Origin of the sequence: Janthinobacterium fluminis, assembly GCF_028595325.1 — a bacterium.
GTDB lineage: Bacteria > Pseudomonadota > Gammaproteobacteria > Burkholderiales > Burkholderiaceae_D > Janthinobacterium > Janthinobacterium fluminis.
The window spans coordinates 401,119-413,621 of record NZ_JAQQXR010000005.1 but is presented as its reverse complement, the minus strand read 5'-3'; the positions used below and the strand labels follow the sequence as shown (position 1 = coordinate 413,621).

At 68.0% G+C, this 12,503-nt stretch carries 9 protein-coding genes; 7 read left to right on the top strand and 2 right to left on the bottom strand.

Annotated features, from left to right (window positions below; genetic code table 11):
- Nucleotides 1-5: 5 nt before the first annotated feature.
- Genes OIK44_RS15220 through OIK44_RS15205 form a run of 4 tightly spaced genes read left to right on the top strand, consistent with a single transcriptional unit; the run spans nt 6 to nt 6,419 of the window.
- Nucleotides 6-704, top strand: coding sequence for a CerR family C-terminal domain-containing protein (locus OIK44_RS15220; protein ID WP_273671797.1), 699 nt, complete (start codon nt 6-8; stop codon nt 702-704).
- A complete protein-coding gene (locus OIK44_RS15215) occupies nt 701-2,092 on the top strand; it encodes an efflux transporter outer membrane subunit (protein ID WP_273671795.1) in 1,392 nt (463 codons plus the stop codon). Before OIK44_RS15220 ends, OIK44_RS15215 begins: the two co-directional genes overlap by 4 nt.
- A 31-nt stretch (nt 2,093-2,123) precedes the next feature.
- Nucleotides 2,124-3,281, top strand: a complete 1,158-nt coding sequence (locus tag OIK44_RS15210; protein ID WP_273671794.1) for an efflux RND transporter periplasmic adaptor subunit — start codon at nt 2,124-2,126, stop codon at nt 3,279-3,281.
- A 9-nt stretch (nt 3,282-3,290) separates the two neighbouring features.
- The gene (locus OIK44_RS15205) at nt 3,291-6,419 is read left to right on the top strand and encodes an efflux RND transporter permease subunit (protein WP_273671793.1); all 3,129 of its coding nucleotides are present in this window, start codon (nt 3,291-3,293) and stop codon (nt 6,417-6,419) included.
- A 232-nt stretch (nt 6,420-6,651) separates the two neighbouring features.
- Here the strand turns inward: OIK44_RS15205 and OIK44_RS15200 are convergent, their stop codons facing one another.
- A complete protein-coding gene (locus OIK44_RS15200; RefSeq protein WP_273671791.1) occupies nt 6,652-7,401 on the bottom strand; it encodes a hypothetical protein in 750 nt (249 codons plus the stop codon).
- 363 nt (nt 7,402-7,764) lie between these two features.
- On the opposite strand from OIK44_RS15200, the gene OIK44_RS15195 reads away from it, so the two are divergent.
- A complete protein-coding gene (locus tag OIK44_RS15195) occupies nt 7,765-8,352 on the top strand; it encodes a PEP-CTERM sorting domain-containing protein (RefSeq protein ID WP_273671790.1) in 588 nt (195 codons plus the stop codon).
- A 75-nt stretch (nt 8,353-8,427) separates the two neighbouring features.
- Here OIK44_RS15195 and OIK44_RS15190 read toward each other — a convergent pair whose 3' ends face one another.
- Entirely contained in the window at nt 8,428-9,756 is a 1,329-nt protein-coding gene (locus tag OIK44_RS15190; RefSeq protein ID WP_273671789.1) for a reverse transcriptase family protein, read from the bottom strand.
- A gap of 484 nt (nt 9,757-10,240) precedes the next feature.
- On the opposite strand from OIK44_RS15190, the gene OIK44_RS15185 reads away from it, so the two are divergent.
- Together OIK44_RS15185 and OIK44_RS15180 are read left to right on the top strand one after the other, a co-directional pair.
- Complete coding sequence (locus OIK44_RS15185; RefSeq protein ID WP_273671787.1) at nt 10,241-11,365, top strand: branched-chain amino acid ABC transporter substrate-binding protein; 1,125 nt, start codon at nt 10,241-10,243, stop codon at nt 11,363-11,365.
- 229 nt (nt 11,366-11,594) lie between these two features.
- Entirely contained in the window at nt 11,595-12,431 is an 837-nt protein-coding gene (locus tag OIK44_RS15180) for a hypothetical protein (RefSeq protein WP_273671786.1), read from the top strand.
- The last annotated feature ends 72 nt before the right edge of the window (nt 12,432-12,503 follow it).

The following is a 12,503-nucleotide window of genomic DNA, read 5'->3' as shown; positions in this document are numbered from 1 at the left end:
TCGGCATGAATGTACAATTTCGCAATAAATCCCGCGGCGCCGGCAACGACGACGCGCGCAAGCCGCGCGCCGACGGCGCGCAGTCGCGCCAGCGCCTGCTGACGGCGGCCATGCGCCTGTTCGCCGAGCGCGGCTACAGCAACACCCCGACCCGCGACATCGCCCACGCGGCCGAAGCGAACGTCGCCGCAATCAGCTATTATTTCGGCGACAAGGCCGGCCTGTACCGCGCCGCGCTGTCGGCCTCGCCCACCGGCCCGCAACACGATATCGACCGCTTCGACCAGCCCCATTTCACGCTGCGCCAGTCGCTCGACGGCTATTTCGCCCTGATGGTGGAACCGCTGCGGCAAGGCGAGGTGGCGCAATGGTGCATGCGCTTGTGGTCGCGCGAGATGCTCGAACCCACCGGCCTGCTGACCGAGCAGATCAACCTGTCGCTCAAGCCCATGCACCTGGCCCTGGTCGGCCTGCTGTGCCGCCACCTCGGCGTCGCGGCGGCGGACGACGCCATGCACCGGCTGGCCTTCGCCGTCAGCGGCATCGGCCTGCAACTGATGCTGGCCTGCGAAGTGGTCGATGCGACCCACCCGCAATTGAAATCCACGCCGGAGGCGCTGCAGCAGTGGAGCGCGCAGCTGGTCGGCTATGCCGAGGCGATCATCGCCGCCGAAAAAATTCGTCTACAACAAGGAGCAGCATGAAGACATTCCCACGACGCGCCTTGGCCGCCGCCGCGGCGCTGGCGCTGAGCGCCTGTGCCGCGCAGGCGCCGGCGCCCCACGTGACGGCCGCCGCGCCGCAACAATGGCAGGCGCCGCTGCCGCACCAGGGTAGCGTCGGCGACCTGGCCGGCTGGTGGCAGCGCCAGGGCGACGCCCTGCTGGTGCAACTGATCGCCGCGGCGCAGGAGGTCAGCCCGTCGATCGCCGCGGCGCGCACGCGCATCGCCCAGTCGCGCGCCGAGCGCGTGGCCAGCGGCGCCGCGCTGGCGCCTACGCTGGACGGCAACGCCAGCGTAGGCCGCGCCGGCCGGCAGGCGGCGCAGCCGCCGGGCACGACGGCGCAGGCGGCGCTGCAGGCGTCGTGGGAAATCGACCTGTTCGGCGCCAACCGCGCCGCCCGCGACGCCACCCAGGCCCGCCTGGACGGCGCCCAGGCCGGCTGGCACGACGCCCGCGTGTCCGTCGCCGCCGAGGTGGCGAACCAGTATTACAGCCTGCGCGCCTGCGAGCAACTGCTGGCCGTGGCGCGCCAGGACGCCGCCTCGCGCGCCGACACGGCGCGCCTGACCGAACTGAGCGCCGGCGCCGGCTTCCAGGCGCCGGCCACAGTGGCGCTGGCGCGCGCCAGCGCCGCCGAGGGCAGCAGCCGCGCCATCGAGCAGCGCGCCGCCTGCGACCGCGACGTCAAGGCGCTGGTGGCGCTGACGGCGCTGAGCGAGGAGCAGCTGCGCCAGCGCCTGGCCGGCGCCGCCGCCGCGCCGACGCCGCCGCTGGCCGTGGACGCGCTGCCGGCCCGCACGCTCGGCCAGCGCCCCGACGTGTTCGCCGCCGAGCGCGCCGTGACGGCCGCCAGCGCCGACGTCGGCGCCGCCCAGGCCCAGCGCTATCCGCGCCTGACGCTGTCGGGCGCCGTCGGCGCCACCCATGTCCGCAACGGCGACAGCAGCGCCAGGGACAACACCTGGAGCATCGGCCCGCTGGCCGTGACGCTGCCGCTGTTCGACGGCGGCCGGCGCCGCGCCAACGTCGACGCCGCCGCCGCGCGCTACGACGAAGCCGTCGCCAACTACCGCGGCAGCGTGCGCCAGGCCGTGCGCGAGGTCGAGGAGGCGCTCGTCAACCTGGCCAGCACCGACGAGCGCGGCGGCCACGCGCAGACGGCGCTGGCCGGCTACCGCAGTTCGTTCACGGCCACCGAGGACCGTTATAAGAACGGCCTGGCCAGCCTGCTGGAGCTGGAGGACGCCCGCCGCACCCGCCTGGCCGCCGAGAACGCGGTGGTCAGCCTGGAGCGCGACCGCCGCGCCGCCTGGATCGCCCTGTACCGCGCCGCCGGCGGCGGCTGGACCGCCCCCGCCGCGAATTGACCATCCCGTATCGACCTTTGCCGGATAAACCATGAAAACATATAAACTGAACCGTATCACCGTCATCGTCGCCGCCGCCGTCGGCGCCGCCGGCCTGGGCTTCGCGCTGTACGCGCCGGCCTCGACCGCCGCCGACGACAAGAAGGCCGACGCGCCGAAACCGGCGCTGACGGTCAGCACCGCGACGCCGCAGGCGGCGCGCCTGCCGATCAAGCTGAGCGCCAACGGCAACGTCGCCGCCTGGCAGGAAGCCGTCATCGGCAGCGAGTCGAACGGCCTGCGCCTGACCGAGGTGCGCGTCAACGTCGGCGACCAGGTGCGCGCCGGCCAGGTGCTGGCCGTGTTCTCGGCCGACAGCGTCCAGGCCGACCTGGCCCAGGCCCGCGCCGCCCTGCTCGAAGCGGAGGCCAACGCCGCCGAGGCCGGCGCCAACGCGGCGCGGGCCCGCTCGCTGCAAACGACCGGCGCGCTGAGCGCGCAGCAGATCAGCCAGTACCTGACGGCCGAGCAGACCGCCAACGCGCGCATCGCCTCGGCCCGCGCGGCGCTGGCGACGCAGCAGCTGCGCCTGCGCTACACCCAGGTGTTGGCGCCCGACAGCGGCGTCATCTCGGCGCGCGCGGCCACCGTCGGCGCCGTCGTCGGCGCCGGCACGGAATTGTTCCGCATGATACGCCAGGGCCGCCTCGAATGGCGCGCCGAGGTCACCGCCAGCGAGCTGCTGAACCTGAAGCCTGGCACCAGCGCGCTGGTCAAGGCCGCCAACGGCAGCACGCTGACGGGCAAGGTGCGCACGATCGCCCCGACCGTCGACCCGCAAACCCGCAACGCCCTGGTGTATGTCGACCTGCCGGCGAGCGACGCCAAGGACGCGCCGTTCAAGGCCGGCATGTTCGCCAGCGGCCAGTTCGAGCTGGGCGTGTCGGCGGCGATGACGGTGCCGCAGCAAGCCATCGCCGTGCGCGACGGCTTCAGCTATGTGTTCCGCCTGAACAGCGACCAGCGCGTCAGCCAGGTCAAGGTGCGCGCGGGCCGCCGCCTGGCCGACCGCATCGAGATCCTCGACGGCATCCAGGCCAACACGCCGGTGGTCATCAGCGGCGCCGGCTTCCTCAACGACGGCGACCTGGTGCGCAATGTCGCGGCCAGCGCCAGCGCCAGCGCGCCGGCCGCGCCGCGCACCAAGTAAGGGGCCGCGATGAATTTCTCCTCCCTGTCGATCAAGAACCCGATCCCGGCCATCATGCTGTTCGCGCTGCTGACGCTGGCCGGCCTGCTGGCCTACCGCGCCAACCCGGTGCAGGACTTCCCCGACATCGAACTGCCCCTCATCACCGTCAGCGCCGTGCTGTCGGGCGCCGCCCCGGCCCAGCTGGAAACGGAGGTGGCGCGCAAGATCGAGGACTCCGTCGCCACGCTGCAGGGCGTCAAGAACATCTACACCAAGGTGCTCGACGGCAACGTCACCGTGACCGTCGAGTTCATCCTGGAAAAGCAGATCGCCGAAGCCGTCAACGACGTGCGCGACGCCGTCGCCCGCGTCAAGGCCGACCTGCCGGCCGAGCTGCGCGACCCGACCGTGACGAAGGCCTCGACGGCCGGCCGGGTGATCCTGACCTTCACGGCCAGCGCCGCCCCCGGCGGCAAGCTGGACGGCCAGGAGCTGAGCTGGTTCGTCGACAACACCGTCGCCAAGCGCCTGCTGTCGGTGCCCGGCGTGGGCGCCGTCAAGCGCGTCGGCGGCGTGTTCCGCGAGATCCGCGTCGAGCTCGACGACGCCCGCATGGCGGCGCTGAAGGTGTCGGCGCTGGACGTGTCGCGCCAGTTGCGCCTGGTGCAGAAGGAGGCGCCGGGCGGGCGCGGCGACGTCAGCGGCGCCGAGCAGTCGGTGCGCACCATCGCCACCGTCAAGACGGCCGAGGAATTGTCGCGCGTCGAGATTCCCCTGCCGGACGGGCGCCACATCCGCCTCGACCAGGTCGCCACGGTCAGCGACACCGTGGCCGAGCCGCGCTCGCTGGCCGAGCAGGACGGCCGCAACGTGGTCGGCTTCGAAATCTTCCGCACCAAGGGCGCCAGCGAGGTGGCCGTCGCCAACGGCAGCCGCGCCGCCATCGCCGAACTGCAGGCGGCCAATCCCAACGTCGTGCTGAAACAGACCATCGACAACGCCCTGCCGGTCGAGGAAAACTTCCAGGGCTCGATGGAGCTGCTCTACGAGGGCGCGCTGCTGGCCGTGCTGGTGGTGTGGTGGTTCCTGCGCGACTGGCGCGCCACCCTGGTGGCGGCGGCGGCGCTGCCGCTGTCGGTGATGCCGGCCTTCCTCGGCATCTACTGGTTCGGCTACACCCTCAACACCGTCACGCTGCTGTCGCTGGCGCTGGTGGTCGGCGTGCTGGTCGACGACGCCATCGTCGAAATCGAAAACATCTCGCGCCATCTGCGCATGGGCAAGACGCCGATGCAGGCGGCGATGGAGGCGGCCGACGAAATCGGCATGGCCGTCATCGCCACGACCTTCGCCCTGGTCGCCGTGTTCCTGCCGACCGCCTTCATGGGCGGCGTGCCGGGCCTGTTCTTCAAGCAGTTCGGCTGGACCGCCGTGCTGGCCGTGCTGGCCTCGCTGGTGGTGGCGCGCCTGCTGACGCCGATGATGGCGGCGTACCTGCTGAAACCGCACCTGCACGTCGAGGAGGAAAAGGACAGCTGGGTGATGCAGCGCTACATCCGCCTGATGCGCTGGTGCCTGACGCACCGCCTGGTGACGGGGATCGCCTCGGCGGCCTTCTTCGTCGGCTCGATCATGCTGGTGCCGCTGCTGCCGACGGGCTTCGTGCCGGCGGCCGACCGCGACCAGACCCAGATCAACCTGGAGCTGCCGCCCGGCTCGACGCTGACGGAAACGCGCGGCGTGGCCGAGCAGGCGCGCCTGGCGGCGATGCGCGTGAAAGGCGTCACCGGCGTGTTCAGCTCGATCGGCGGCGGCTCCAGCGGCGACGCCTTCGCCCCGGGCGCGGCGGCCGAGGCGCGCCGCGCCGTGCTGACCCTGACCACCGTGCACCGCACCGACCGCAAGGAGTCGATGGCCGACCTGGAGACGCAGATCCGCCACCAGCTCGACGCCATTCCCGGCGCCCGCTTCAACGTCGGCCCGCCCGACTCCGGCGTCAAGATGCAGCTGGTGCTGCGCAGCGAAGACCCGGTCGCGCTGACCGAGGCGGCGCAGAAGGTCGAGCGCGAACTGCGCGGCCTGAAAGGCATCGGCAACGTCAGCTCCAGCGCCTCGCTGGTGCGCCCGGAAATCATCGTGCGGCCCGACTTCGCCCGCGCCGCCGACCTGGGCGTGACGGCCGCGGCGATCGGCGAAACCGTGCGCGTGGCCACGGCCGGCGACTACGACACCGACCTGACCAAGATGAACCTGCCGGAGCGCCAGGTGCCGATCCGCGTCAAGCTGCCCGACAGCGTGCGCGCCGACCTGGCGGCCATCGAGCAGCTCACCGTGCCCGGCAAACACGGGCCGGTGCGCCTGTCCAACGTCGCCAGCATCACGATGGAAAGCGGGCCGGCGCAGATCGACCGCCTGAACCGCAGCCGCAACGTGACGCTCGACGTCGAGCTGGGCAGGCGCTCGCTCGGCGAGCTCAATGAAGAGGCGCGCGCGCTGCCGTCGATGAAGAACCTGCCGCCGGCCGTGAAGATCGCCGAACTGGGCGACGCCCAGGAAATGGTGGCGCTGTTCGCCAGCTTCGGCCTGGCCATGCTGATCGGTGTGCTGTGCATCTACTGCGTGCTGGTGCTGCTGTTCAAGGACTTCATGCAGCCGGTGACGATTCTGGCGGCGCTGCCGCTGTCGATAGGCGGCGCCTTCGTGGCGCTGCTGATCACCGGGCGGGCGCTGTCGATGCCGTCGATGATAGGCTTGATCATGCTGATGGGGATCGTGACGAAAAACTCGATCCTGCTGGTCGACTACGCGATCCTGGCGCGCCAGGCCGGCATGAGCCGCTTCGACGCGCTGGTGGACGCCTGCCACAAGCGCAGCCGGCCGATTCTGATGACGACCATCGCGATGGGCGCCGGCATGATGCCGCTGGCGCTGGGCTGGGGCGCCGACCCGAGCTTCCGCTCGCCGATGGCGATCACCGTCATCGGCGGCCTGATCACGTCGACGCTGCTGAGCCTGTTGGTGGTGCCGGCCGTGTTCACCTACATCGACGACCTTGAGCACCTGCTCAAGCGCCTCGCCGCCAAGCTGCGCCGCCACAAGCACGCCGACGGCCACGCCGAGGCCGGCAATACCGTGAGCCTGAAAAAGCAAGCCTGATTCCAGGCGGCGCCACAGCCGGGGACAGACCACGATTTTCGAGAAACTATTTCTTGGAAATTGTGGTCTGTCCCCGCCGCTTCTATTCACCTACATCGACGACCTTGAGCGCCCGCTCAAGCGCACCGACGGCCACGCCGAGGCCACAGCCGGGGACAGACCACGATTTTCAAGAAATAATTTCTTGAAAATCGTGGTCTGTCCCCAGCTTCCCAGCTTCCCTGCTCAGCAGCTACAGATTGCCGCCGAGGGCGGCGTTGACGCGGCGCAGCAAGTCCGCGTTGATGCCGCGGGTGTGACGACTCCAGCGCTCCACGGTGCGCTGCAATTCCTGCCTGTGGCGCTCGGCGAGTTCCTTTTCGCCCGCGCCGGCCGCCCAGATCGCGTATTCGGCCTGGCATTCGAAGCTGCCGAAGCGGGCCAGCGCCGCCTCGAACGCGTCGCGGGCCTCCTGCCGGCGGCCGGCGGCGGCGTAGGACTGCGCCAGCAGCAAGGCCACCGGCTCGGCGCGGAAGTTGGCGTCGCTGCGCTGGATCGACTCCAGATGTTCGATGGCTTGGCGCGCGCGCCCGCACGCGAGGTTGGCGCGCGCGGCGCCGAAACGGATTTCCAGGTCGGACGCGAAGGCGCCCCGCAGGCAGGCCTCGTAAGTGTCCGCGGCTTCTACGCCGGCGCCGCTGTCGAGCAGGGCCGACGCCAGGCGCATCTGGTTTTGCGCCGTCGGTGTGTAATCGAAGGCGGCGCGCGCCTCGCGCAGCGCGCGGCCCGGGTCGAGCGACTTGGCGGCGGCGACGGCGACCTTGCGCGCGCCGTGCTCAAGGCGCGAGTTGGGCAGGTAGATCGCAAAAAAGTAGACGACGCTGCCCAGCAGGGGGAAGGAGAACAGCACGATGAGCCAGAACAGTTGCTGGCCGTGGCGGATCGCGTGGACGGCGAAGAACAGCGCGATGAGAACATGTAAGCCTATACCAAAGATCGGCATGTTATTCCTGTAAACGTAGAGGGAGGGAATTTGGCAATATGCCAATATTGCCGGCATTTTCGCATATCTTTTACCCGCCCGCGCCGCAGCGGCAACCATCCCGGCGCAGCGAAGTTGCCCCAGCAACTTAAACGGGGATAAGCCGCCTCAGCCGCAAATGCAATGCCTAGAAGATAACAAAGTTACAATTAAGATATTTTCATTGTAATTATGGAATTCACGTCTAATCTGCAGGATGCGCAGTCGATTCGCGCAAACAGGCGTCAACTTTGTCGCAAACAAAGCAGAAATAATAACCGTCGGGCGGGCCGCTTGCAGGATAAGGCCACACCTGAGGCTACATTTAAACGCAAGAGGGATAAGATGAAAACGTCAATCAGCCACATTCTCAAGGCAGCAACCGTCACCGCGGGGCTAGTGCTCGCGGCGGCGTCCGCGCAGGCATCCAACAACGGTACATGGGTTGCGGTCGGCCCCGACAGTCCTTTCGTCATCGAGGGCAGCAGCGTGAGTTTCTCGCCTTCGCCGGCGTCGATGGTCGCCTATTACAATGACAACCTGACGCCGCAGTCGGACACCGAAATCATGAACTATCTGAACGCCCAGTTCGGCCTGTCCGGATCGAGCGCGGTCGGCGCCGCCGTCTCCGGGTGCGACAACCCGACTAGCAACTGCAGCAATGCGACGGGCGGCGTGTCAGGCGGCGCCAATACCTTCAACAGCAGCGTTCCCTACGACTATCTGGCCATCCATTTCGGCCAGGGCGAGCTGTTCTTCCACTGGACCACCCCGCTGGGACCGAACGACACCTTCATGATCAGCGGCCTGCCCCACGGTTTGAGCAATTACCGCGCCTTCATGACCGCAGTGCCTGAACCGGGCACCTACGCCATGCTGCTCGCCGGCCTGGGCATCCTGGGCTTCGCCGCCCGCCGCCGCGACAAGCAGTAAGCACGCACGCGCAGACGCCCGATGCCGTCCGGATCGCACACCGGGCGGCATTTTTTTGTCGCCGGGCGCCGCGCCTCAGCCCCAGTCGATCTGCTCGAACAGGCGCCGCAGCCGCAGGCCGCGCTGCGGGTTGAGCATGTGCAGATAGGCCAGCCGCCCCGCCAGCCAGGCGCGGAAGTCGGCGCGCCCCTCGCGGTTCTGCGACGCCGGCCCGTGCCGCACGCAATTGTTCAGCGTCGCCTTGAGCACGTCGAAGTCAGCGCGCGGCAGGTTCGGATGGCGGTTGACGACGATGCCGGTGAGCTGCTGGCGCGTGCCGGCGCGCATCGCCCGCGTCTTGCGGTGCTGGACGCGGAAGCCCTCCTCCAGCGCGATCGCCGCCACTTGCTGCGCGAAACGCCCGGCGGCGCGCGCGAACGCGGCGCCGCCGGAAAAGGCCAGGTCATCGGCGTAGCGCGAATACGTCGCGCCGAGCGAGCGCGCCAGCGCATCGACGCGCAGGTCGAGGCGGTAGGCGCACAGATTGGCCAGCGCCGGCGAGGTCGGCGCGCCCTGCGGCAGGTGCGGCGTGCGCAGCGCGGCGCGCCCGGCCGCCGTCAAGCCGTCGGGCGCCGGCGCCGCCGCCAGCACGCGGCCCGGCGCGCGGTGCGTGCACAGGCGCGCCAGCAAGCCGGCCACCGTGTCCGGATAGCCGAGCTTGGCGAACAGCGCCTGGACGCGCGGCGCCGGAATCGAGGGGAAGAAATCCTGCAGGTCGATGCGCAGCACCAGCGCCTGGCCGGTGTGCAGCGCCGCGTGCGTGGCGCAGGAGCGGCCGCGGCGAAAGCCGTGCGCGGCCGGATGCGCCGGCACCCGGTCGAGCAGGCCGCGCAGCACCTGGCGCTGGATCGCGCGCAGGCGCAGCTTGGGCATCTCCAACAGGCGCAGGCCGCCGCTGCGCTTGGCCAGCCAGCGGTAGCGGTAATGCCCCAGCGCCTGGTCCGCCGCCGCGTTGTCGCGCCACTGGTCGGCGTACCATGCCAGCTCGCCCGGCGTGACGCGCAACCAGCGCGCCAGCTCGGCGCTGCCGGCCAGCCCGGGCAGGCCCAGCGGCGCCAGCCAGGCCGGCGCCGCCGGCGCCGGCGCCCGCCGCAGGCAGTAACGCACGATGGCAGGCAACGGCGCGCCCGCCTGCCAGGCGGCGGCGAAGCTGCGCTGCCGCACGATCAATTGCGCCAGCTCGTCGCGGCTGTAGTGGGGGAAATGGGCGCCGGCGCGGCGCCACAGCGCGCGGCACAGCGGCGCCACCCAGGGCCAGGAGCGGCCCAGCGACCAGGCGGCGCTGCGCGCCAGCCCGGCCGCCGTGGCCTCGCCCGCCAGCATCGAGTCGGCCAGCGCCAGCGCGACCAGGGATTGGGGTGTCATAGCAACGCTTCTTTATAGGGGCGGCGGAGAGCCTCCAACCAGTCTTGTTATGCGTGAGCACTGCTGCACGCAGTGCAGTGCGGCTCACGCGACGTAGTGCGGGTCGATCAAATCCCAAGGGGTAACCCCGTGGAGGCGCGCCCTCGCTCAAGGCAGGGTCGGCCGGCTTGAAGGGTCCGCCGCGTGCCGACGATAGAGGATTTGGCCACGGCCGTCAATCGCCGCCGGGCCATCTGCGCAAAAAAGGCAACAATTCCGCGATGACAACAGGTCGCTGCCCGCTTTCAGGCGAACAGAACAAAATTCGCCAAAATGCAACGCTCCGACGGAAAGGTGAGGGAAATAGCGCGACAGCGGCGTGAAATAACACAATAATACGTCCAGAATTTAAGCATAATTCTGTTCCGCGCTTTACCGTTCGCGGTGCAGGCCGGGCATCGATACGATCACCGTCCGGCCGGCACATTTACCATCTGGAGACTACATGAAAATCAAACACATCGTCGGCGCAGCCGCCCTGCTGAGCGTTGCCGTCGGCGCCGCCGCCCAAGAGACCGTTGTTAAAATCGGCCATAGCGGTCCCCTGTCGGGCTCGCAGTCCTTCTCCGGCAAGGACAATGAAAACGGCGTGCGCCTGGCGATCGAGGAACTGAACGCCAAGCCGATCACCGTGGCCGGCAAAAAAATCAAATTCGAACTGCAGTCCGAGGACGACCAGGGCGATCCGAAAGCCGGCGTGGCGGCGGCGCAAAAGCTGATCGACAGCGGCGTCAAGTTCGTCGCCGGTCCGTACAACTCGGGCGTGACCATTCCCGCCTCGCGCGCCTACAACGACGCCGGCGTCGTCATCGCCACCGTCGCCTCGAACCCGAAAATCACCCAGCAGGGCTACAAAAACCTGTTCCGCGTGAACGCCAGCGACACCCAGCTGGGCTCCAAGATGGCGCTGTACGCGGCCAAGGAAATGAAGCTGAAAACCGTCGCCGTCATCGACGACCGCACCGCCTTCGGCCAGGGTCTGGCGGAAGAGTTCAAGAAGCAGGCCAAGCTGTCCGGCATGACCGTCGCCGGCCATGAATTCACCACCGACAAATCGTTCGACTTCACCTCGATCCTGACCAAACTCAAGACCAAGAACGTCGAAGCGATCTTCTTCGGCGGCTACGCGCCGCAGGGCGCGCCGATGGCCCGCCAGATGAAACAACTGGGCATCAACGCCAAGCTGCTGGGCGGCGACACCATCTGCACGGCCGAAATGGGCCACCTGGGCGGCGAGGCCGTCGCCGACAACGTGCTGTGCTCGCAAGGCGGCGCCATCCTCGACAAGGCCGCCAACGGCCCGGCCTTCAAGGCGCGCTTCCTGAAGCGCTTCAACCAGAACGCCGACGTCTACGCCGCCTCGTTCTACGACGCCACGATGATGTTTGCCCAGGCGATGCAGAAGGCGAACTCGATCGACCCGGCCAAGGTTGGCCCGGCCATCTCGGCGATCGCCTACAAGGGCGTGGCCGGCAACTACGCGTTTGACGCCAACGGCGACATGAAGCAGTCGCCAGTGACGATCTTCACCTTCAAAGGCGGCCAGCCAGCCGCCCTGACCAGCTACTAATCGCAGCCGGCGACGCGCCCTCCGGGGCCGCCGCCTTTGCACCCGCCGCGGCCCGGCGTTGATTCGTTCAACGCCGGGCCGCGCTGTTTTGCCCGCCCGGTATCGGGCCGATTCTCGCTCTATGCATTGAACGAATCTGCAACTCAGACTAGTATGATCTTCCCGTCGGAGATTGTTCGGTTCCTGAGGAATCGCAGACCAGGTCTTTGGTTTAATTTAGTGAGGATATATGGAGTACCAGCTGGAGCAGAACCCGATTGATCCCGCAGACTATGCGTCGAACAGGTACGCATTCATCTGCGGGGAATTGGGTCTGCCGAAGGACAGGCGGCCGGCGCTTGAAGTCTTGAGCGCAGCCAAGGCTGCAAAAATGCAGATACATGGCGAGTATTTGGCGGGGCCTCACTCCATCCGCTTATCGGCAGCTTCGCCTGAGCTAGACTACACCATCGTGCACGAACTGGTCCACGCCGTCTGCCGCAAGGAAATGAAATACCTGGGGAGCCATGCTGTCCCATATGTCGCACTGCACGATTTGGTGATGGCATACTACTTTCCCAATCAGGGGCGCGGCGACGGAGATGTCGTCGAGTCGCAGTGGTCGAAAATCGCATGCAACAGCGCGAAAGCTTCCACCAAGAGCGAGGCTGCCGATATCGTCAAGGCGATTTATGCATCACTGGGCGCGATCGAATCGATTCAGCGGAGGCCGTCCATACTTGAGCTAGCTGCCCGGGTATCGCTCTCCCCGGCCAGCAAATACTGCTTCAACTGGCGGCACAACGTCAAGGCACTGTTCAGGTTGGCGGATAAGACATGGACGCAAAAGCGGGCGGTCTATCATATCGTGGGGAAGTGCCTCGCTTGGCTCAGCATTGCGGCCATCGTGGCGTCGATCGGTTTATTCCAATTGAGCAGTCAATACCATTGGGCTTGGCCGCAAAAGCCCGCTTTAATCTTGTTGGTGACGGGGATAGGCGCTCTCTGCTCGCTCCCCGTCTACCTGTGGTGCATCAAAAAATTCGCTGGCTATGATCCGGGCGATTTCAAGAAGGACGCGAAGTAGGCTTCGGCGACGTCCAATCCGATTCAGTCATGCTTTCCGGCTGCGGCAAGATGATGCTGGCAGGGACAGCCG

Excerpts from the sequence above, each read along its gene's own strand:
- OIK44_RS15180 (WP_273671786.1), top strand. The coding sequence starts at position 11,595 with ATGGAGTACCAGCTGGAGCAGAACCCGATTGATCCCGCAGACTATGCG.
- OIK44_RS15200 (WP_273671791.1), bottom strand. The coding sequence starts at position 7,401 with ATGCCGATCTTTGGTATAGGCTTACATGTTCTCATCGCGCTGTTCTTC.
- OIK44_RS15190 (WP_273671789.1), bottom strand. The coding sequence starts at position 9,756 with ATGACACCCCAATCCCTGGTCGCGCTGGCGCTGGCCGACTCGATGCTG.
- OIK44_RS15205 (WP_273671793.1), top strand. The coding sequence starts at position 3,291 with ATGAATTTCTCCTCCCTGTCGATCAAGAACCCGATCCCGGCCATCATG.
- OIK44_RS15210 (WP_273671794.1), top strand. The coding sequence starts at position 2,124 with ATGAAAACATATAAACTGAACCGTATCACCGTCATCGTCGCCGCCGCC.
- OIK44_RS15195 (WP_273671790.1), top strand. The coding sequence starts at position 7,765 with ATGAAAACGTCAATCAGCCACATTCTCAAGGCAGCAACCGTCACCGCG.
- OIK44_RS15185 (WP_273671787.1), top strand. The coding sequence starts at position 10,241 with ATGAAAATCAAACACATCGTCGGCGCAGCCGCCCTGCTGAGCGTTGCC.
- OIK44_RS15220 (WP_273671797.1), top strand. The coding sequence starts at position 6 with ATGAATGTACAATTTCGCAATAAATCCCGCGGCGCCGGCAACGACGAC.
- OIK44_RS15215 (WP_273671795.1), top strand. The coding sequence starts at position 701 with ATGAAGACATTCCCACGACGCGCCTTGGCCGCCGCCGCGGCGCTGGCG.